The organism is Marichromatium sp. AB32 (assembly GCF_003718675.1).
Classification (GTDB): Bacteria; Pseudomonadota; Gammaproteobacteria; order Chromatiales; family Chromatiaceae; genus Marichromatium; species Marichromatium gracile.
This window is the reverse complement of sequence record NZ_RHFJ01000011.1, coordinates 38,486-58,604: the sequence shown is the minus strand read 5'-3', so window position 1 is coordinate 58,604 and position 20,119 is coordinate 38,486. Positions and strand designations below refer to the sequence as shown.

General features: G+C 68.8%; 17 protein-coding genes. 5 read left to right on the top strand and 12 right to left on the bottom strand.

Features of this window, described 5'->3' with window-relative positions; translation table 11 throughout:
* Positions 1-285: 285 nt before the first annotated feature.
* Positions 286-2,685: a DNA internalization-related competence protein ComEC/Rec2 gene (locus EBL85_RS05710; RefSeq protein ID WP_223806069.1), complete on the bottom strand. Its 2,400-nt coding sequence runs from the start codon at positions 2,683-2,685 to the stop codon at positions 286-288.
* 123 nt (positions 2,686-2,808) lie between these two features.
* Between EBL85_RS05710 and EBL85_RS05705 the strand changes: the two genes are divergently transcribed.
* Complete coding sequence (locus EBL85_RS05705; protein ID WP_123142374.1) at positions 2,809-3,345, top strand: DUF2062 domain-containing protein; 537 nt, start codon at positions 2,809-2,811, stop codon at positions 3,343-3,345.
* Here EBL85_RS05705 and lolD read toward each other — a convergent pair.
* Together lolD and EBL85_RS05695 are read right to left on the bottom strand one after the other, a co-directional pair.
* Positions 3,282-3,998, bottom strand: a complete 717-nt coding sequence (gene lolD, locus EBL85_RS05700; RefSeq protein WP_123142373.1) for a lipoprotein-releasing ABC transporter ATP-binding protein LolD — start codon at positions 3,996-3,998, stop codon at positions 3,282-3,284. The two genes, EBL85_RS05705 and lolD, sit on opposite strands and share 64 nt — an antisense overlap.
* Positions 3,991-5,241, bottom strand: a complete 1,251-nt coding sequence (locus EBL85_RS05695; protein WP_123142372.1) for a lipoprotein-releasing ABC transporter permease subunit — start codon at positions 5,239-5,241, stop codon at positions 3,991-3,993. The genes lolD and EBL85_RS05695 overlap by 8 nt, the downstream gene beginning before the upstream one ends.
* 878 nt (positions 5,242-6,119) lie before the next feature.
* Between EBL85_RS05695 and EBL85_RS05685 the strand changes: the two genes are divergently transcribed.
* Entirely contained in the window at positions 6,120-7,178 is a 1,059-nt protein-coding gene (locus tag EBL85_RS05685) for an agmatine/peptidylarginine deiminase (RefSeq protein WP_123139906.1), read from the top strand.
* 10 nt (positions 7,179-7,188) lie between these two features.
* On the opposite strand, the gene EBL85_RS05680 is transcribed toward EBL85_RS05685, so the two are convergent.
* Positions 7,189-7,812: a putative molybdenum carrier protein gene (locus EBL85_RS05680; RefSeq protein ID WP_223806068.1), complete on the bottom strand. Its 624-nt coding sequence runs from the start codon at positions 7,810-7,812 to the stop codon at positions 7,189-7,191.
* A 93-nt stretch (positions 7,813-7,905) separates the two neighbouring features.
* Here EBL85_RS05680 and EBL85_RS05675 point away from each other — a divergent pair, with 93 nt between their 5' ends.
* Positions 7,906-8,295, top strand: coding sequence for a VOC family protein (locus tag EBL85_RS05675; RefSeq protein WP_123142370.1), 390 nt, complete (start codon positions 7,906-7,908; stop codon positions 8,293-8,295).
* Here the strand turns inward: EBL85_RS05675 and EBL85_RS05670 are convergent.
* Genes EBL85_RS05670 through cmoA form a run of 3 tightly spaced genes read right to left on the bottom strand, consistent with a single transcriptional unit; the run spans position 8,253 to position 10,695 of the window.
* Entirely contained in the window at positions 8,253-8,942 is a 690-nt protein-coding gene (locus EBL85_RS05670) for an AraC family transcriptional regulator (protein ID WP_190288043.1), read from the bottom strand. The genes EBL85_RS05675 and EBL85_RS05670 overlap by 43 nt on opposite strands.
* A gap of 50 nt (positions 8,943-8,992) precedes the next feature.
* Positions 8,993-9,973 carry a tRNA 5-methoxyuridine(34)/uridine 5-oxyacetic acid(34) synthase CmoB gene (gene cmoB, locus EBL85_RS05665; RefSeq protein WP_123142368.1) on the bottom strand — a complete coding sequence of 327 codons (981 nt, stop codon included), beginning with the start codon at positions 9,971-9,973 and terminating at the stop codon, positions 8,993-8,995.
* A complete protein-coding gene (gene cmoA, locus EBL85_RS05660; protein ID WP_123142367.1) occupies positions 9,964-10,695 on the bottom strand; it encodes a carboxy-S-adenosyl-L-methionine synthase CmoA in 732 nt (243 codons plus the stop codon). Before cmoA ends, cmoB begins: the two co-directional genes overlap by 10 nt.
* Positions 10,696-10,813: 118 nt before the next feature.
* On the opposite strand from cmoA, the gene ppk1 reads away from it, so the two are divergent.
* Complete coding sequence (gene ppk1 / locus EBL85_RS05655; RefSeq protein ID WP_123139889.1) at positions 10,814-13,045, top strand: polyphosphate kinase 1; 2,232 nt, start codon at positions 10,814-10,816, stop codon at positions 13,043-13,045.
* 135 nt (positions 13,046-13,180) lie between these two features.
* Positions 13,181-14,884: an FAD-dependent oxidoreductase gene (locus EBL85_RS05650; protein WP_123142366.1), complete on the top strand. Its 1,704-nt coding sequence runs from the start codon at positions 13,181-13,183 to the stop codon at positions 14,882-14,884.
* Positions 14,885-15,158: 274 nt separating this feature from the next.
* Here EBL85_RS05650 and EBL85_RS05645 read toward each other — a convergent pair whose 3' ends face one another.
* The 5 genes from EBL85_RS05645 to pstC all read right to left on the bottom strand — a co-directional run bounded on the left by EBL85_RS05645 (position 15,159) and on the right by pstC (position 20,062).
* Complete coding sequence (locus tag EBL85_RS05645) at positions 15,159-15,446, bottom strand: encapsulin-associated ferritin-like protein (protein WP_123139891.1); 288 nt, start codon at positions 15,444-15,446, stop codon at positions 15,159-15,161.
* Positions 15,447-15,611: 165 nt separating this feature from the next.
* Entirely contained in the window at positions 15,612-16,367 is a 756-nt protein-coding gene (phoU, locus tag EBL85_RS05640) for a phosphate signaling complex protein PhoU (protein ID WP_123139892.1), read from the bottom strand.
* A 97-nt stretch (positions 16,368-16,464) separates the two neighbouring features.
* Entirely contained in the window at positions 16,465-17,328 is an 864-nt protein-coding gene (pstB, locus tag EBL85_RS05635; RefSeq protein WP_062274156.1) for a phosphate ABC transporter ATP-binding protein PstB, read from the bottom strand.
* 42 nt (positions 17,329-17,370) lie between these two features.
* Entirely contained in the window at positions 17,371-18,678 is a 1,308-nt protein-coding gene (gene pstA / locus EBL85_RS05630; protein WP_123139893.1) for a phosphate ABC transporter permease PstA, read from the bottom strand.
* Positions 18,671-20,062 (bottom strand): phosphate ABC transporter permease subunit PstC, encoded by a 1,392-nt coding sequence (pstC, locus tag EBL85_RS05625; protein ID WP_123142365.1) that lies wholly within the window; start codon positions 20,060-20,062, stop codon positions 18,671-18,673. The genes pstA and pstC overlap by 8 nt, the downstream gene beginning before the upstream one ends.
* Between the last annotated feature and the right edge of the window lie 57 nt (positions 20,063-20,119).

The following is a 20,119-nucleotide window of genomic DNA, read 5'->3' as shown; positions in this document are numbered from 1 at the left end:
GCGGACTGTGACTGAAGGCCTCGCCCCAAATGGGCCGAGACTGACCCTTCATGATACTCGAAGCCCTCGACCTCCAGCCATCGGGGCATCGGTCGCCAGCCGCCAGCCGCCAAGGGATTGAGCCGCGAAGCCACGAAAAGCACAAAGAGGATCAAGTGATCAGTTGCCAGTGACTCGCCGCCCTCGACGACGGCACTGCTCGTCATCAACCACCGCGCACATTCTCGGCGCCGGAGTCAAGGGACAGGCGGCCACTGGTGGCTGACCGCTGGAGGCTGGCGACTGCTAGCGGTCGCCCCGACAGGTCGGCGCGGTGAGCGGGGCCGGCAGCGGCACGAACCAGGCCGAGAGGGTACGGGCGCGACCGCAGGCCCAGGGGCAGCGCGGGGCGCAGCCGGCTGCGGGGCGGTGGCGCCAGAGCCGGTCGTGGCGGGCGCGCCAACCCGGCTCGATCGACAGGCCCTCGGCATCGAGACGCAGTGTCAGCGCGCCCTCGTGCGCCGTCCCTCGCGTCTCGATGTCACGCGCGATGAGGCGCGCGCACACCGTCTCGGCAGGGAAGCCGTAGTGATTGGCATAGCCCGATGCGACCAGCGCCAGCTCGGGGTCAACCGCATCGAGCAACGCCGCGCTCGACGAGCTGGCGCTGCCGTGATGGGCGAGCACCAGCACGCGACTGCGCAGGGCCGCGCCATGGCGCGCGACGAGTTGGCGCTCGACCGCGGCGCCGATGTCGCCGGTGAGCAGCACCGAGACATCCCCGACCTCGATGCGCAGCACGCAGGAGGCATCGTTGCCCGAGCCACCCCCGGTCACTGGGTATAGGAAGCGAAAGCGCACCCCCGACCACGACCAGCCCTGCCCCGCCCGACAGCGCCCGACGCCGTCGAGGCCGAGCGCAGCCGGCTCGCCCGAATCGACGCGCCTGACCTCCACGCCGCGGCGCAGTCCCGCCAGCCCGCCGGCATGGTCACGGTCGGCATGGCTGATCACCAGCCGGTCGACCCGCTCGACGCCCTGGGCGCGCAACAGCGGCACCAGCACCGCGCTACCGGTCTCGAAGCCACTGGCGAACCCTGGGCCGGTGTCATAGACCAGGGTGTGCTCATGGGTGCGCGCCACCACTGCCAGTCCCTGACCGACATCGACCAGGGTCAGCCACAATGCGCCCGGCGGTGGCGGCTGCGGGCGCACCAGCGCCAGCGCCGCCAGCCCCACCAGACCCAGCCAGCGCCCCGGCAGTCCGCGCGGGGCAAGCAGCAGCGCGACGCCCAGGGTCGCGGCCAGCCACACCCAGGGCGGACGCGCCGCCAGCGCGAAGGCCGCCCACGGCTGATCGGCGATCCAGCCGAGACCAGCGAGTCCCTGCTCGAGCAGCCAGGCGACGGCATGCAGCGGCGCCGCCAGCCCGGGCAGCAGACTCAACACCGCGGCGACCAGCAACAGCGGCAGCAGCAGCGAGAACAGCGGCACCGCCACCAGGTTGACCAAGGGCGCGACCAGCGAGGCACGGGCGAACAGCAACAACAGCAAGGGCAACAGCCCGATGCTCACCGCCCATTGCACCTGCCCCCAGCGCCGCCACGGCGAGCGGCTCGGCAGGCGTCCGGTGAGCGCCAGCAGGATCGCCGCGACCGCGCCGAAGGAGAGCCAGAACCCGACCCCGAGCGGCGCCAGCGGATCGAGCGCGACCACCCCGGCGAGCGCCAGTACAACCCCCTGCCAGGGACGCAATGGCCGCCGCCAGAACAGCGCGCCGAGTACCACCGCGAGCATGATCAGCGCGCGCTGAGTGGAGATCGCGAAACCGGCGAGCGCCGCATAACCGAGCGCCGCGCCCGCTGCGAACAGTGCAGCGGCGCGGGGCGCGGCGAGCCACAGGCTCAAGCGCCGACTGCGCGACCACAGCAGGCGTTCCAGCCAGAATACCGCGGTTGCGATCACCGCCACATGCAGCCCGGAGATCGCCAGCAGGTGATTGGTGCCGGTGCGGGTGAGCACCTCCCAGTCGCGCGGCGTGAGGGCATCGCGCAACCCCAGGGTGAGCGCCTGCACCGCACCGAGCGCCGGGCGCTCGCCGAGTGTTGCGGCGAGATGATCGGCGAGGCGCTGACGCAACCGCGCCAGCCGATAGCCAGACGGAGCGGGATCGAGCAGTCGCGGCGGCTCGCCGGCGCGCAGATTGCCAGTCGCCACCACCCGTCGCGCGAACAGCCAGCGCTCGTAGTCGAATCCGCCCGGGTTGGCATAGCCGTGCACGGGCTTGAGCCGGACCGGCAACCGCCAGCGTTGACCGGGACTGAGCAGCGGGGCGTCACGATACCAGGACAGGCTGACCCGGCCAGTGAACTCGACCGACTCGCCGGCAGCGGAGGCATGCTCGATCAGGAAGGTGAAGCGGGTGGCGCCGCCGCGCCGCACCGGCAGCGCATCGACCCGCCCCTCGACGACCAGGGGGACGCGCACCAGCTCATCGGGAAACGGCTGGCAGAGCGGCACGGAGAGCTGCCACAGCGACCAGCAGAAACCGAGCAGCGCGACACCGGCCAGACGAACCAGGGGGCGGCGCCACCCCGGCGACAGCACCAGCGCCGCCACCACCAACCAGCCCGGCGGCGGCAGCACCGGCAGCGGCAGCGCCGCCAGGACACCGAGGACGAAGGCGAGCGCTGCGGCGATCAGCACCAGCGGGCGGCGACCGGGTAGACAATCCGCACACCACGCCACCCGTCTGGCCTATACTTGGCGCCTGCGTCGGCACCTGAGACCAGTCGGACTCTCCGTGTGAAGAAATCGCTGAAACGGGTCATGCCGGACCCCCGGAAGATCCTGGAAAATCGGCAGCTCGGTATCTTCGGAAAGCTACTGCAGGATCCCAACCTCTGGCATCTCAACCGACGTTCGGTCTCGGGCGCCGTCGCGGTCGGCCTGTTCGTGATGTACCTGCCGCCGCTCGGTCATCTGTTCATGGCAGCGGGGCTGGCGATCGCCACCCGGGTCAACCTGCCAATCTCGCTGACCCTGATCTGGATCTCCAACCCGATCACCATCCCGCCGATGTTCTACGGCGCCTATGCGCTCGGCTGCTGGCTGCTCGACCAGCCGGTGGTCGGCTTCGACATGCACTTCTGGATCGACTGGCGCAACTGGCTGGCGGTACTCGCGCCGCTGCTGCTCGGCTCGCTGGTCTGCGCCACGCTGTGCTCGGTGAGTGGTTATTTCGCCATCCAGACGCTGTGGCGCTGGAAGCTGATACGCGAGATCCAGCGTCGACGTGCTCGCTACCGGGCAGCGACCTCTGCCGCTGTCGGGACCAGCGCGCCCTCGTCGAGCCGCCAGCGCTGATCCATCCGCGCGGCGAGTTCGGGGTCGTGGGTGACGATCACCAGCGCGGTGCCGATGTCGCGGTTGAGTTCGAGCATCAGCTCGTAGACGGCGGCGGCGGTGTTGCGGTCAAGGTTCCCGGTCGGCTCGTCGGCAAGCAGACAATCGGGCTCGGTGACCAGGGCGCGGGCCACCGCCGCGCGCTGACGCTCGCCGCCGGAGAGTTCGGCCGGACGATGGGCGCCACGATGCGCCAGCCCGACCTGAGCGAGCAGGTTGAGCGCGCGCTCGCGCGCCAGGCGCGGGCGCATGCCACCGATCAGCAGCGGCATGGCGACGTTCTCGAGCGCGGTGAACTCGGGCAACAGGTGGTGGAACTGGTAGACGAAGCCGAGATGACGGTTGCGCAATCGCCCCACCCGCGCCTCGGAGAGCCCGACGATGTCCTGACCGCGCCAGCACACCCGACCGGCGCTCGGCCGGTCGAGTCCGCCGAGACACTGCAGCAGGGTGCTCTTGCCCGAGCCCGAGGCGCCGACGATGGCCACCCGCTCACCGGCGCCGACGCGGAAGTCGACCCCGCGCAGCACCTCGATCTCGGCGGGTCCCTGGCGGAAGGTCTTGGTCAGGGCGGCGGTCTCGAGCACCGCCTCCGGTGTCCGTGGATCACTCATAGCGCAGCGCCTCCGCCGGGTCGGTCCGTGCCGCGCGCCAAGCCGGATAGAGGGTGGCCAGCACCGACATCGCGAAGGCCGCGCCGCCCACCCGCAGCACGTCGACGAGCTGAACGTCCGAGGGCAGCGCGCTGATGTAGTAGATCGAGGGATCGAGGAAGTGCACCCCGAACACGCCCTCGATCCAGGCCACCACCGGCTCGACGTTGAGCGCCAGCACCACACCGGCGACCACCCCGACCAGGGTGCCGATCAATCCGATCGCGGTGCCCTGCACCATGAACACCCCCATCACCCGCGCCGGCGAGGCACCGAGGGTGCGCAGCACCGCGATATCGGACTGCTTGTCGGTGACCACCATCACCAGGGTCGAGACGATGTTGAAGGCGGCCACGGCGACGATCAGGAAGAGGATGATGCTCATCATCCGTTTCTCCATCGCCAGCGCGCTGAAGAAGTTGCTGTGCACCTGGGTCCAGTCGACGACGCGATAGGCGCCGCCGAGATCGTAGGCGATCTCGCGCACCAGCCGCGGCGCGGCCCACATGTCGGTGAGCTTGAGTCGTACCCCGGAGACGTTGTCGCCGAGTCCGAGCAGGCGCGCGCCGTCACGCATGTGGATGAAGGCGGCGTTGCGATCGTAGTCGGCCATTCCCACCGAGAACACCCCGCTCACCGTGAAGCGCTTGAGCCGCGGCATCACCCCGGCGGGGGTGGAACTCACCTGCGGGGTGACCACGGTGACCTTGTCGCCCGGCGCGACCCCCAGATAACCGGCGAGATCGCGCCCGAGGACGATGTTGAACGCACCGTCGACGAGGTCGTCGACCGAGCCCGAGACCATGTCACGACGCAGCTCGGCGACCTGATCCTCCTCGCGCGGCAGGATCCCCCGCACCATCGCCCCGCTCACCCGCGAGCCGTTGGTGAGCATCCCCTGGACCTCGACGAAGGGTGCGGCGCCGACCACATCGGGATGCGCGCGCACCTGCTCGAGCAGCGGCTGCCAATCGCCGAGGCCGCCACCGAAGGGATCGCTCAGGGTCGCATGCGAGGCCATGCCGAGGATGCGCTGCTGGATCTCCTTGTGGAAGCCGTTCATCACCGACAGCACCACGATCAGGGCGATGATGCCGAGCGCGATGCCCGCCATCGAGATCCCCGAGATGAAGGAGATGAAGTGGTTGCGACGGCGCGCACGCGTGTAGCGCAGACCGATGTAGAGTGACAGGGGATGAAACATGGGGATGGATTAAACCACAAAGCCCGCGACGACGTAGGAACAGCAGCGGCCAGCGGCCAGCGGCCAGCGGCCAGCGGCCAGCGGCCAGCGGCCAGCGGCCAGCGGCCAGCGGCCAGAAGATTGAACCGCAAAGCCGCAAAGGACGCAAAGGAGAGAAGAGCTTCCAGCCATCAGCCTCCAGCCGCCAGTGGCTGCCTGTCTTCGAGTGTTGGTCGGAAACGCACGCCAACCGGTCGCTGACAGCGAATGGGGAGTGGCGCTATCGTCGAGGCCGTCCCTCCACTGGCGGCTGGCCGCTGATGGCTGGCAGCTTGAATCCCTTCGCGCCCTTTGGGCCTTTGCGGTTCAAAGCAGCTTCCAGCGATCAGCCTCCAGCCGCCAGTGACTGCCTGTCTTCGAGTGTTGGTCGGAAACGCACGCCAACCGGTCGCTGACAGCGAATGGGGAGTGGCGCTATCGTCGAGGCCGACCATCCACTGGCGGCTGGCCGCTGATGGCTAGCAGCTTGAATCCCTTCGCGCCCTTTGGGCCTTTGCGGTTCAAAGCAGCTTCCAGCGATCAGCCTCCAGCCGCCAGTGGCTGCCTGTCTTCGAGTGTTGGTCGGAAACGCACGCCAACCGGTCGCTGACAGCGAATGGGGAGTGGCGCTATCGTCGAGGCCGACCATCCACTGGCGGCTGGCCGCTGATGGCTGGCAGCTTGAATCCCTTCGCGCCCTTTGCGGCTTTGCGGTTCAAACTTCCCGCGGCTGGCGGCTGGCGAGCCGGGATTTACAAGCGGGCGTCGAATCCACACAATCTTTGCAAACACCGGCCGCACCGGATCACGTGCCACAGCGGCCCTCTCGCCCGTCGCCGGGAGTGCGCGACGCGGCATCGCTGAACACAGCCGAGACACCGACCATGCGCCGACTGCCTGCTGAATGGGAACCCCAGAGCGGGGTCATGCTCACCTGGCCTCACGACGAGACCGACTGGGTGGATCAACTCACGGCGGTCGAGACGCTCTATGCGGAGCTGGCGGCGCGGATCAGTGCCTTCGAGCCGGTGCTGATCGTCTGTCGCGACCCGGACCACGCCACCGCCGTGCGCGCCCGCTGCGAGCAGGCCGGCGCCGAGACCGAGCGGCTGCGCCTGGCCACCGCGCCGAGCAACGACACCTGGGCGCGCGATCACGGCCCGATCACCGTGATCACCGGGCGCGGCCGCCCCTTGCTGCTCGACTTCCGCTTCAACGGCTGGGGCGGCAAGTACCCCGCCGGACTCGACAACCGCATCACCCGCGCGGTCGCCGACCAGGGCACCTTCGGCGACTGCGAGCTGGAGAAGTGCGAGCTGGTGGTCGAGGGCGGCGCGCTCGAGACCGACGGCCGGGGCACCCTGCTCGCCGTCAGCCGCACCCTGCTCGACCCCCACCGCAACCCCGACCACCAGCGCGCCGACATCGAACAGGCGCTGGCGATCCGGCTCGGCATCCGTCATTTCCTCTGGCTCGAGCACGGCGCGATCAGCGGCGACGACACCGACGGTCACATCGACACCCTGGTGCGCTTCTGCGCCCCCGATACCCTCTGCTACGCGCGCAGCAACGACCCCGAGGACATCGACTACCCCGAACTCTCCGCCATGGAGCGCGAACTCCAGGCACTGCGCGACCCCGAGGGCCGCCCCTACCGGTTGGTACCGCTGCCGAGCCCGCGCCCGGTCTACGACGAGGACGACGAGCGACTGCCCGCCGGCTACGCCAATTTCCTGGTGATCAACGGCGCGGTGCTGGTCCCGGTCTACGATGATCCGGCCGATGCCGAGGCGCTGGCCGTGCTCGGCGAGTGCTTCCCCGACCGCGAGGTGATCCCGATCGACGCCCGCCCGCTGATCCGCCAGGGCGGCAGCCTGCACTGCATCACCATGCAACTGCCCGAGGGCGTGTTCGACTGATTGCCAGACCTCAGCGCCCGGCGGCATGCTCGAGGGCTGTGCGCCAGGCGGCGAACAGGTCCGCGAGCCAGGCCCGGGCCGCGCACTCGATGCCGGGCGCACCGGACTCGCGCGGCCCGGCGCAGTTGAGCACCCGCACCCCCTCGCCCACCAACCAGTCGAGCACCGGCGCGATCGCCGGCTCGCCCTCCAGGTCACACACCAGCAGCGCCCGTCCCTGCTCGCGCGCCAGCCGCAGCGTCAGCGCGGTGCCGCCGCTCGGCGCGCCGCGACAAAGGATCAGGGTCGCGTCGCTGTCGCGCACGTTCCAGGCGGTGCGCTCGGGATAGTCCGCGCTCGGGGTCTCGCGCAGCGGATAACGCGCGGCGATCACGCCGTCCTCGGCGCGGCGCCCGCGCGGACACCAGCCACCGCAGCTCAGCCCCAACGCCAGCGCGGCATCGAGCGCGGCGCGATCGACCCCGCTCTGGCCGCCGGAGACCACCCGGGGCGCGGCGGCGAGCGCCTGGACCAGCTCGCGATCGCGCCGCGCGAAATAGCTGTCCTCCTCGCCCTGCTCCTTGCGTCTGAGTTGCTCGGGGAAACGGCTCATCGGCACCACCTCGATCGGGAACACCTCAAGGATTCGCGCCAAGTGTCGACAGGAACCTTGGCGCATTCGTTCAAGCCTGGACACCCCACACGATGATCCACTGACCGCTCCATCGTCACCAGGGAGATCGCCACCATGCGCTTTGCATACACCATCCTCTACGTCGAGGACGTCGCCCGCAGCCTCGCCTTCTTCCACGACGCCTTCGGGTTCGACTCCGGCTTCGTCGACGAGGGCGGCGACTATGGCGAACTCGACACCGGCGAAACCCGGCTCGCCTTCTCCTCGCGGACACTGATGCGCCAGCTCGGCAAGATGCCGGGCACCCCGGAGCCGAACGCGCCGGTGTTCGAGATCGCCATCGAGACCACCGACGTCGCCGCGACCCTGGAGCGCGCGTGCACCGCCGGGGCCGTGGTGGTCCAGGAACCGCGAGAGGAGTCCTGGGGGCAGACGACGGCCTATGTCCGGACCCCCGACGGCTATCTGGTCGAACTCTGCTCGCCGGTCGCCATGCCGTCGTAGCCCGGCTGCCCGAGTTGCCAACGCAGCTCGGGGGCACGCGCCAGCCGTGCCGGCGAGAGCCCGAACCAGCGACGACACGCCCGGCTCAGATGCGCCTGGTCGGCAAACCCGGCGCACAACGCCACCTCGGCCAGCGGCCGCTCGCCGTCGAGCATCCGCCCGGCGCGGCGGATGCGCGCGAGCTGATGCCAGAAGACCGGCGGGCGGCCACTGCGCTCGCCGACGAGCCGCTGCAGGCTGCGCAGGCTCAGGCCGCACTGCCGCGCGCTCTGGGCGAGCGGACGCGGCGCATCGGCGAGACAGGCGAGCGCCTCGGCGAGCGCGGGATCGCGGCACGCATGCGCCGCGAGCGCCGCCTCCACCGCCATGCGATCAGCGGGGTCGCGTCCGGCCACCGCACCGAGCAAGGCGCCCTGATCGAGCCGGACATCGGGATGCAGTCGATAGCCGACCATGCGCGTCTCGGCACATATCAGACGCGGCAGGTGTGCGCGATCGAACAGCGGCGTCACCATCCAGCGCGGCGCGAACCCTCGCGCCTGGACGCAGATCAGGTCGCGACACCCGTCCGGCAGTACCGCCATCGGGACACCGTGAGCAGCGAAATCATGACGCCACTGCGCCGTCACCACCTCGGGGATCGACATCCTCGTCCTCCATGAGAACCAACGACCCCAGCGGGCCGAAGGCAGCATCGTCAAGCGGCGCGGCGCGCCACCAGCACCGCGCGCACCGGCGCCGGGTGGCCCTCCCGGGTCAGGGTCGGGTCGTCCGGGTCGAGTTGGTCCGGGAGCGACTGGAAGTGCATCCAGTCGGTGGCGCGCTGCTCCTCGATCGTGGTCGGACTGACGTCGGCGACGCGGATGTGGTCGAAGCCACAGCGCGCCACCCACACCCGCAGCGCGGCCACCGTGGGGATGAACCAGACGTTGCGCATCGCCGCATAGCGCCCCGGCGGCACCAGCACCTGCTGATCCTCCCCTTCGAGCACCAGGGTCTCGAGCACCAGCTCGCCCCCCGGACGCAGCAGCCGGCGCAGATCGACCAGGTGATCGATCGGCGAGCGACGATGGTAGAGCACCCCCATCGAGAACAGGGTGTCGAAACCGGTCAGGTGCGCGGGCAGGTGCTCGATGCCGAGCGGCAGCACGCTCAGCCGCTCGCTGCCGAGATAGCGGTTGATCGCCTGGAACTGCATCACGAACAGCTGGGTGGGGTCGATCCCCAGCACCAGCCGGGCACCGGCGCCGAGCATCCGCCAGCCGTGATAACCGTTGCCGCAACCGACGTCGAGCACCAGCCGCCCCTCGAGCGGCGAGATGGCATCGACCAGCCGATCCCACTTCCAGTCCGAGCGCCACTCGGTATCGATGTGCAGACCGTGCAGGCTGTAGGGGCCCTTGCGCCACGGATGAAGGGCCATCAACGCCTCGCGCAGTGCAGCGCGCTGCTCGGGCATGAGGGTCGCGCCATCGAGCCCGACGCGGGCGGCGTCCAGCAGCGCCTCGCCCGGCGGCAGCTCGGGGAGTTGCGCCAGCGCCGCCTCCCAGCGCGGCAGATCGCCGTGGGCAGCGCGCCCGAGACGCTGCGCGACCCGCTCGGCCAGCGCAGTACGCCAGGGCGCCAGCGGGGTCTCGGCGAGATGATCGAGAAAGGGGGCGAAGGGGGTCAGGTCCATGCGGCCCAGGCGACGAAGTTGAGATGTTGATAGAGTCGGGTGACGCGGGCGAAGCCGACCTCGCGCAAGCGCTGCTCGTGGGTCTCGGCGCGTTCCGGCACCAGCACCCGCTCGAGCGCGGCACGCTTGCCGGCGATCGCCAGCTCGCTGTAGCCGTTGGCGCGCTTGAAGTCCTCGTGCAGTGCGGTGACGAAGGCGGCCTCGGCGGCATCGTCGAGGCGCACCTTCTCGGCCAGCACCAGCACCCCGCCCGGGACCATCCCGGCACGGATACGCGCGAGCAGCCCGGCACGCTCCTCTGGCGGCAGGAACTGCAGGGTGAGGTTGAGCGCCACCACCGAGGCGTCGACGATCTCGACCTCGCGCACGTCGGCACAGCACACCCTGACCCGCTCGCCCCCGGGCACCTCGGCGAGCCGGCGCGCGAGTCCGTCGACCATCGCTTGGGCATTGTCGACGGCGACGATCCCGACCCCGGACGGGGTACGGGCGAGCATCGCCAGACTGACCGCGCCGAGCGAACAGCCGAGGTCGTAGCAACGGGTGCCGGGCCGCGCCACGCGCCGCGCCACCAGCCCGCAGAGCGCGACCAGATCGGCATAGCCGGGCACCGAGCGGCGCACCATGTCGGGGAAGACACGGGCGACATCGGCATTGAATTCAAAGGGAGCGACCGGCATCTCTGCGCGGTCGAAGAGGTCGTCGGGATCGCTGTGCTGCATGGCGCGATTGTATACCCGAATGTCGGCGCAGGGGGCTGTAACCCAACGGTCATGGACTTTCGCGATAAAATGGGGGATTGGATTCCATGATTCACGTCGCATCGCCAGGGAACACGCAATGAGCACCAGCGCAGATCCGCAGGCCGTCGAGGCCGAGATCCCGATCGAGACGATCGGCGAGCCGCCACCGGCGATCCACGAAGAGGTCGATCTCGACGATCCCGCCCTGTATCTCAATCGCGAGTTCACCTGGCTGTCGTTCAACCGCCGGGTGCTGCACGAGGCCGAGGACCCACGTACCCCGCTGCTCGAGCGCGTCAAGTTCCTGGCAATTGCCAGCAACAACCTCGACGAGTTCTTCATGAAGCGCATCGGCGGGCTCAAGCAGCAGATCGCCGCCGGTGTACACACCCCCAGCATCGACGGGCGCACCCCGAGCGAGCAGCTGCGGGAGTGTCAGGCGGCGGTGCGCGCCTTCGAGGCAGACATCAAGCGCATCCACGACACCCTGATGACGGAGCTGGCCGGACACGACATCCGCATCGTGCGTTACGACGCGCTCGCCGCGGACACCCGCGAGCGGCTTCGCGAACACTTCCGCGCCAACATCTTCCCGATGCTCACGCCGCTGGCGGTGGACCCGGCCCACCCCTTCCCGTTCATCTCCAACCTCACCCTCAACCTGCTGGTGACGCTGCGCTTCCCCGGCGGCGGCGAGGTCTACATGGCGCGGGTCAAGGTGCCGGTGAGCAAGGACGTCTCCAAGCGACTGATCGCGATCGACGCCAGCACCACCTTCGTCACCCTCGAAGACCTCATCGTCAACAACCTCGACATGCTCTTCCCGGGCATGGAGATCGACTCCTGCGCGCTGTTCCGGGTCACTCGCAACGCCATCGTCGAGCCCGACGCCGAGGCCGCCAACGACCTGCTGGAGATGATCGAGACCGAGCTGCGCGAGCGTCACTTCGCCCCCATCGTGCGGCTCGAGATCGACCCCGGCATGCAACCGATCCAGCGCGGCATGCTCGCCGCCGAGCTGGGGCTCGACGAGGTCGCCGACGTCTTCGAGATCGAGGGCATGATGGCGCTGCGCGACCTCTTCGAGATCGCCGCGCTCGACCGCCCCGAACTCCACGATCGCCCGCACCGTCCGGTCGACCACCCGCTGCTCGCCAACGACCGGCGCAACATCTTCCACATCATCCGCGAGAACGGGCCGATCCTGCTCCAGCACCCCTATCAGCCCTTCAGCACCTCGGTCGAGCGCTTCCTGCGCACCGCCGCCGAGGACCCCAAGGTGCTGGCGATCAAGATGACCCTCTATCGCACCTCCGCCGGGGCCATCCTCGACTCGCTGATCAAGGCCGCGCGCAACGGCAAGCAGGTGGCGGTGCTGGTCGAGCTCAAGGCACGCTTCGACGAGGCGGCCAACATCCAGTGGGCACGCCGGCTCGAGGGCGAGGGCATCCACGTCAACTATGGCGTCATGGGGCTCAAGACCCACAGCAAGCTGATCTTCGTGGTGCGTCGCGACTACTCGCAGCTGCGTCGCTACTACCATGTCGGCACCGGCAACTATCACCCCGGCACCGCCAAGCTCTATACCGATCTCGGCATGCTCGGCTGTGACGAGGAGATCGGTCAGGATCTCACCGAGCTGTTCAACTATCTCACCGGCTACTCGCCACCGCCGAGCTACCGCAAGATCCTCGCCGCGCCCTATACCCTCAAGCGCGTGCTCGTCGACAAGATCAACCGCGAGATCCGCCACCACCAGCGTGCCGGCAACGGGCTGATCCAGATGAAGATGAACGCGCTGGAGGACCCCGAGATCACCCGCGCACTCTACAAGGCCAGCCGCGCCGGGGTGCAGGTCGACCTGATCATCCGCGACACCTGCCGCTTCCGTCCCGGACTGCCGGGCGTCAGCGCGCGCGCGCGGGTGGTCTCGATCGTCGGGCGTTTTCTCGAACACGCGCGCATCATCTACTTCCACAACGACGGCGAGGAGGAGTACTTCATCGGCTCGGCCGACATGATGCGCCGCAACCTCGACAGCCGGGTCGAGGTCCACGCCCCGGTCGACGACCCCGAGCTGCGCCAGGAGCTGCGACTGATCCTCGACGTCCAACTCGCCGACTCGCGCACCGCCTGGGACATGGACGCCAACGGCAACTACACCCAGCGCACCCCACCCGACGACAACACCAAGGGGGCGCAGGAGATCCTCGCCGGGGTCGCCGAGAAGCGCCTCGCCGCCGCCGCCAAGCACAAGGAGAAGAAGGTGCGCTCACGCCTGCTCAGTCACTTCCAGTGGCGACTCAGGGACAAGAATCTGATGACCTGAGTCAGCCCGCCGCCGGGTCAGCGGGAACCGATTGCGATTCGTCACGTCGATCCCGGTGACCTGCGGGCACACTCCCCCGCCTCTCGCGCACCGACGCGAACGCGTTCCACCACCTACCTTCCGAAGGATCCGACAATGCCCTCGCAACCGCTCAAGATCGTGGTCATCGGCGGCTCGGCCGCCGGCCCCAAGGCCGCGGCCAAGGCCCGCCGTCTCGACGAGCACGCCGCCATCACCCTGATCCAGAAGGAGGCCGACCTGTCGATGGCCTCCTGCGGCTTCCCCTACTATGTCGGCGGGGTCTTCGACGACCGCAACCAGCTCATCTGCACCCCGGCGGGCATCGTCCGCGATCCCAACTTCTTCCAGAAGGCCAAGGCGATCGAGGCGCTGGTCGAGACCGAGGCGACGCACATCGACCGCGCCGCCAAGACCGTCACCTGCACCCACCTGCCGAGCGGCGAGAGCCGCACCCTCTCCTACGACCGGCTGGTGATCGCCACCGGCGCCACCCCGCTGCGCCCGCCGGTGCCGGGGACCGAGCTCGAGGGCATCCACACCCTGCAGTCGCTCGGTGACGCCGATGCGCTGCGCGCCATCCGCGATGCCGGCAAGGTGCGCAAGGCGGTGATCGTCGGCGGCGGACTGATCGGCTTCGAGGTGTGCGAGGCGCTGCACCTGGCCGGGATCCAGACCACGGTGATCGAGAAGACCGACTCGATCCTGCCCTTCCTCGATCGCCAGCTCGCCCACCTGGTCGAGAACGAGGTGCGCCGCCAGGGCGCCGACATCATCACCGGCAACGGCGTGGCAGCCTTCCTCGGCGAGGACGGCAAGCTCGCCGGGGTCAAGCTCGACAACGGCACCGAGCTGCCCTGCGAGCTGGCGGTGGTCGCCGTCGGGGTACGCCCCAACGTCGCCCTGGCCGAGGCCGCGGGACTGGAGATCGGCGCGCTCGGCGGCATCAGGGTCAACGAGCGGATGCAGACCTCCGACCCCGACATCTACGCCGCCGGCGACTGTGTCGAGTGCCGTTCGCTGATCACCGGCGAGGCGGTGCGCGCGCCCTACGGCGACCTGGCCAACCTCCAGGGTCGGGTGATCGGCCAGAACCTGATCGAGCCCGACAGCGCCAGCTTCCCCGGCATCACCCACACCGGTATCTGCAAGGTGTTCGACTACACCATCGGCTTTACCGGACTCAACGCCGAGCAGGCCCGCGCCAGCGGCATCAACGACATCGAGACGGTGACCATCTCCGGGCTCGACATCCCCGGTTACATGGGCGGCAAGGTGCTGATCAGCCAGATGGTGGTCGAGCGCGCCAGCGGTCGCATCCTCGGCTTCCAGTGCATCGGCCCGGGGGATGCGAGCAAGCGCGTGGCGACCGTGGCGATGGCCATCCGCGGCGGACTCGGTATCGAGGAGCTAGCCAACGCCGACCTGCCCTATGCCCCGCCCTACTCGCTCGCGCTCGATCACGTGATCGTCTCGGCACACGTGCTCGAGAACAAGCTCAAGGGGCTCATGCAGGGGCTCTCGGCCGCCGAACTCAAGCAGCGTGTCGACAGCGGTGCCGAGTGCTTCATCATCGACACCCGCACCCCGCAGGAGTACGAGGAGGAGCGCCTCGGCATCGGCGAGCACCTGATCCCGGTCGGCGCGCTGCGCTCGCGACTCGACGAGCTGCCCGCGGACAAGTCGCAGGAGATCATCCTCTACTGCAAGGTCTCGATGCGTGGCTACGAGGCCGCCGCGGCGCTCAAGGCCAACGGCTTCCGCAACGTCAAGGTGCTCGAGGGCGGTATCCTCGCCTGGCCCTATCCGCGCGAGAAGTAGCGCGCAGCCGTCAAGCCGTCAATCGAGGGTAGGCGCGCGGATGGCGCGCTGACGGCGGTGCTGGCGCGACCGGCAACGGGCGAGCACAGACCCGGCCCGCCTTCGCTCGCGACCTCTTCATGTCGGTGGAGATGGCCCCGGGACACGCCCGATGCCAACGCAAGGGCGAATATGAAAACGCCCCTGGCGTGATCGCCAGGGGCGTCTTCGTTGAACCAGTCGGCACCAAGGCGCCTCGCCGGCTCGATCCTCCCGACCACTGGCCGGGGCCGGATCAGTGGTGGGCGATCTGCTTCTCGGTGAACAGATAGTCCTTGAGTTCCTTGTCGAAGGTCGGATCGCGGCGACGGATCCACTCCAGCACCATGGCCGCGTGCTCCTTCTCCTCGTCGCGATTGTGGGCGAGGATCGCCCGCAGCTCGTCGTCCTTGCAGGCGTCGACACGCTGGTTGTACCAGTCGACCGCCTCCAGCTCCTCCATCAGCGAGACGATGGCCCGGTGCATGTCGCGGGTCTCGTCGCTCAGCTCATCGATGGGCTCGTGATAGCCTTCACTCGACATGAATGCTTACTCCCCTGTTTCGCAGTGAGTGCAGTGGTCGGACGGCGCGCCGACACCGCCGGCGCGTCCCGGCCCGCCCACCATTGTCTGGGTGGCAGATGGCAAAAACAATGGTGTCACTGAGCAAAACCGACATCGCCTGATCCGGCACAATCAGGCGGCCTGCTACAGCATCCGATGACGCAAGGTCTCGATCAGGATCTCGCGATTGCGAAAGCGCACGTCCTGACCCTCGGCGACGTAGATCACCTGCTCGGCAACGTTGGCGGCATGGTTGCCGATACGTTCGAGCGCGTGGGCGCAGGTGAGCACGCAGACGGTCTGGCGCGCGCTCAACCCCTCCTGCCCCTCGTCGCCGAGCAGCGCGCGCACCGCGTGCGAGGCCTCGTAGAGCGCCGGCTCGCGCTCGAAGACATCGAGCGCAACGCGCACATCGAAGCGAGCGACCCCATTGATACTGTGCTCGAACATGCAGCAGGCGCAGGCGTCGAGCGCGCCCAGCGCCTCGCGCAGCCTGGCGCTGAGCAGCTCCTCACCACGCCCGAGGGCATCGAGTTCGATCGTCTGACGGGCGATGCGGGCGGCCTTGTCGCCGGCGCGCTCGACGTCGCCGGCGATCTTCGAGAGCGCCAGCACGATACGCAGATCGATCGCCGTGGGCTGACGCCGCGCGATCACCCGGAACACCTCCTCGTCGGCGTCGAGCGCGAGGAAGTCGATCTGCGGCTCGCGATCGAGCACCCGGAAGGCGTGATTCTCCTCGTGCGAGACCAGCGCCGAGACCGCCGCCTGGATCTGCTCGACCACGTGCTCGCCCATCTCGAGGATGATGCCGCGCAGCTTGGCCAGCTCCTGGTCATAGCGGCTGACGGTATGGCCGCGGGCGAGGTCCGCGGGGGCCTGGGTGGTCGGCTCTGTCATCTGGGGCCTCATGGTGGTGCGAGCGGACGGGGGAAGCGATCCCGGCGCCCACGCGGACACCGGGGCGAGGGGCTGGATGCGTCCCTGCCCTGCCGGATCAGCCGAAGCGCCCGGTGATGTAGTCCTCGGTCAAGCGGTGCTGGGGGTTGGTGAAGATCTGATTGGTCTCGCCGACCTCGATCAGGTCGCCGAGGTGGAAGTAGGCGGTGCGCTGGGAGACGCGCGCGGCCTGCTGCATCGAGTGGGTGACGATGGCGATCGAGTAGTTGGCGCGCAGCTCGTCGATCAGCTCCTCGATGATCGCCGTGGCGATGGGGTCGAGCGCCGAGCAGGGCTCGTCCATCAGGATCACCTCGGGGGAGACGGCGATGGTGCGGGCGATGCACAGACGCTGCTGCTGACCGCCGGAGAGCCCGGTGCCGGGGGCATCGAGCCGGTCCTTGACCTCGTCCCACAGCCCGGCCTTGCGCAGACTGGTCTCGACCAGGGCATCGAGTTCGGTCTTGTTGTTGGTCAGGCCGTGGATGCGCGGCCCGTAGGCGACGTTCTCGTAGATCGACTTGGGAAAGGGGTTGGGCTTCTGGAAGACCATGCCGACGCGCGCGCGCAGCGGCACCGGGTCGAGCGCGCGATCGTAGATCTCCTCACCGTCGAGCTGGATCGAGCCGCTGACCCGACAGCCGTCGATGGTGTCGTTCATGCGGTTGAGACAGCGCAGGAAGGTCGACTTGCCGCAACCCGAGGGACCGATCATCGAGAGCACCTCGTTGCGTCCCAGGTCGAGGCTGACGCCGTGGATGGCACGCTTGTCACCGTACCACACCTCGACGTCGCGACAGCGCATGCGCGCATCGGGCACGCTGTAATCGCCGACGGTCTCGCGCGATTCTTGCGAGCGCGCCAGCTCGCCCGAGCGCATCGCGGTGGTGCTCCGTTGGATCTCTTCTACCGTGGTAATCATAGCGGGTCTAGCCTCGGGGAAAACTCAGGACAGGGCGCCGGCTCACCAGCGCCGCTCGAACCGGCGACGCAGCAACACCGCGGCGAGGTTCATCAGGATCAGGAAGGCGAGCAGCACCATGATCGCGGCCGAGGTGCGCTCGACGAAGCCGCGCTCCGGGCTGTCGGCCCAGAGGAAGATCTGCACCGGCAGCACGGTCGCCGGATCGGTGAACCCGGCGGGCACGTCGACGATGAAGGCGATCATGCCGATCATCAGCAGCGGCGCGGTCTCGCCCAGCGCCTGGGCCATACCGATGATGGCGCCGGTGAGCATGCCCGGCAGCGCCAGCGGCAGCACGTGATGGAACTGGGTCTGCAGCGGCGAGGCACCGACGCCGAGCGCGGCCTCGCGGATCGAGGGCGGCACCGACTTCAGCGCCGCGCGGCTGGAGATGATGATCGTCGGCAGGGTCATCAGGGTCAGCACCAGCGCCGCCACCAGCGGGGTCGAGCGCGGCACCCCGAAGATGCCGATGAACACCGCCAACCCGAGCAGACCGAAGACGATCGAGGGCACCGCCGCGAGGTTGTTGATGTTGACCTCGATCACATCGGTCCAGCGGTTCTTCGGCGCGAACTCCTCGAGATAGATGGCCGCGCCCACGCCGATCGGGAAGGACAGCAGCAGCGTCAACGCCAGGGTGTAGAAGGACCCGGCAAGCGCCCCGGCGATGCCGGCAAGCTCGGGCTCGCGCGAGGTGCCATTGGTGAAGAAGATGGTGTTGAAGCGCTTGGCGATGCGTCCCTCGGCCTCCAGCCGCTCGATCCAGCCGAGGGTGCGATCCTTGACCCGACGCTCGGACTCGGGCAGGTCGCGATCGATATAGCCCTTGACCACCATGTCGATGTCGTCGTCGGCGAGCAGCCAGACCTCGGCGGTGGTGCCGATCAGCGCCGGATCGGCGAGTACCCGGTCACGCAGCAGCTGCGGCGCGCCGACGCTCACCATCTGATAGAGCGCGCGCTTGTCGCGCCGGGCCGTGACCTCGGGGAAGTGCTCGCGCAGCGCAGCGCGGATGATGCCGAGATAGTTGGCGCGGGCGATGACCTCGGCCGAGCCGCTGCCCTCGGGGTCGATCTGCGCGCGCTCGAGCGCGACCGGCAGCTTGATATAGGTCTGCTGGAAGGCGGTATGGCCCTTGGCGATGATGTCGGTGAACAGCAGCGCCACGAACAGCAGGCCCAGGGCCACCGCCGCAGCGCCGAGACGACGGAAGCGGCGCTCCTTGGCGCGGCGACGCTTGAGGCTGGCGTTGACGGCATCGATGGTGCGCTGGTTCGGCGCGCTCGCCGGGGTCTGATCAGTCATATTGCTCACGGTATTTGCGCACGATGTGAAGGGCGACGACGTTGAGCACCAGGGTCACGGCGAACAGCGTCAGACCGAGGGCGAAGGCAGCAAGCGTCTTGGCGCTGTCGAACTCCTGGTCGCCGGTGAGCAGGGTGACGATCTGCACCGTGACCGTGGTGACGCTGTCGAGCGGATTGGCGGTGAGATTGGCTGCCAGCCCCGCGGCCATCACCACGATCATGGTCTCGCCGATGGCGCGCGAGACGGCGAGCAGGACGCCGCCGACGATGCCCGGCAGCGCCGCCGGGATGATCACCCGCTTGATGGTCTCGGACTCGGTCGCGCCGAGCGCGTAGGAGCCGTCGCGCAGCGACTGCGGCACCGCGTTGATCACGTCTTCGGAGAGCGAGGAGACGAAGGGGATGATCATCACCCCCATCACCAACCCGGCGGCGAGCGCGCTCTCGGAGGCGACATCGAGCCCGACCGACTGGCCCAGCTCGCGGATGAAGGGGGCGACGGTGAGCGCGGCGAAGAAGCCGTAGACCACCGTGGGAATCCCGGCCAGCACCTCCAGCACCGGCTTGGCCACGGCGCGCAGACGTCGTGGCGCGTATTCGGAGAGATAGATCGCCGAGAGCAGTCCGATGGGGACGGCGACCAGCATGGCGATCGCCGAGACCATCAGCGTCCCGGTGAACAGCGGCACCGCGCCGAAGGCCCCGCTGGCGCCGACCTGATCGGCACGCAGCGCCGTCTGCGGGCTCCACAGGGTGCCGAGGAAGAACTCCAGCGGCGAGACCATGGAGAAGAAGCGCAGCGACTCGAACAGCACCGAGAGCACGATCCCCAGGGTGGTGAGGATGGCAATCGAGGAGAACAACACCATGATCGCCATCACCATGGTCTCGACCTGGTTGCGCGCCTTGAACCCTGGATGCGTGCGTCCCCAGGCGACCCAGCCGCCGGTCAGCGCCAGGGCCAGCACCGCGGTCCACATCGACCACTGTCCCAGCTGGTCGAGTCGGGCGTACTGATCGGCGGCGGCCTGCAACTCCGGGGTGATCTCGGTCGAGAGCATCGCCCCCGAGGCGAGATTCCTGATGTCGTTGACCAGCAGCCCGAGCCGTCCCTCGGAGAGCCCGGCGGTCATCTCCTCGGGCAGCTGCGCCTGCAGCAGCATCAGCACCAGCTGGTCCTGCAGACCGATCCACAGCGCCAGCAGCAACAGCGCCGGCAGCCCCGCCCAGAGCGCGGCATAGAGACCGTAGTAGGCGGGCAGCGAATGCAGGCGGTGGACCTGCGACGGACCACCGGCGCCGGTGACCGCGCGGCGACGTCCGAGATGATAGGCCGCGGTCATGACCGCGAGCAGCACGAGGAGAAGGATCCAGTCTTGCATTGGGTTCCCGGCAGGCTAGACGAACGACGATCAGCGCCCCGCGGGGCGCCGATTCAG

Coding starts and splice junctions, on each gene's coding strand:
- EBL85_RS05695 (WP_123142372.1), bottom strand. CDS start 5,241: ATGTTTCATCCCCTGTCACTCTACATCGGTCTGCGCTACACGCGTGCG.
- EBL85_RS05675 (WP_123142370.1), top strand. CDS start 7,906: ATGCGCTTTGCATACACCATCCTCTACGTCGAGGACGTCGCCCGCAGC.
- EBL85_RS05645 (WP_123139891.1), bottom strand. CDS start 15,446: ATGTCGAGTGAAGGCTATCACGAGCCCATCGATGAGCTGAGCGACGAG.
- pstB (WP_062274156.1), bottom strand. CDS start 17,328: ATGATTACCACGGTAGAAGAGATCCAACGGAGCACCACCGCGATGCGC.
- EBL85_RS05705 (WP_123142374.1), top strand. CDS start 2,809: ATGCCGGACCCCCGGAAGATCCTGGAAAATCGGCAGCTCGGTATCTTC.
- EBL85_RS05650 (WP_123142366.1), top strand. CDS start 13,181: ATGCCCTCGCAACCGCTCAAGATCGTGGTCATCGGCGGCTCGGCCGCC.
- cmoB (WP_123142368.1), bottom strand. CDS start 9,973: ATGGACCTGACCCCCTTCGCCCCCTTTCTCGATCATCTCGCCGAGACC.
- cmoA (WP_123142367.1), bottom strand. CDS start 10,695: ATGCAGCACAGCGATCCCGACGACCTCTTCGACCGCGCAGAGATGCCG.
- ppk1 (WP_123139889.1), top strand. CDS start 10,814: ATGAGCACCAGCGCAGATCCGCAGGCCGTCGAGGCCGAGATCCCGATC.
- phoU (WP_123139892.1), bottom strand. CDS start 16,367: ATGACAGAGCCGACCACCCAGGCCCCCGCGGACCTCGCCCGCGGCCAT.
- lolD (WP_123142373.1), bottom strand. CDS start 3,998: ATGAGTGATCCACGGACACCGGAGGCGGTGCTCGAGACCGCCGCCCTG.
- pstC (WP_123142365.1), bottom strand. CDS start 20,062: ATGCAAGACTGGATCCTTCTCCTCGTGCTGCTCGCGGTCATGACCGCG.
- EBL85_RS05670 (WP_190288043.1), bottom strand. CDS start 8,942: ATGTCGATCCCCGAGGTGGTGACGGCGCAGTGGCGTCATGATTTCGCT.
- pstA (WP_123139893.1), bottom strand. CDS start 18,678: ATGACTGATCAGACCCCGGCGAGCGCGCCGAACCAGCGCACCATCGAT.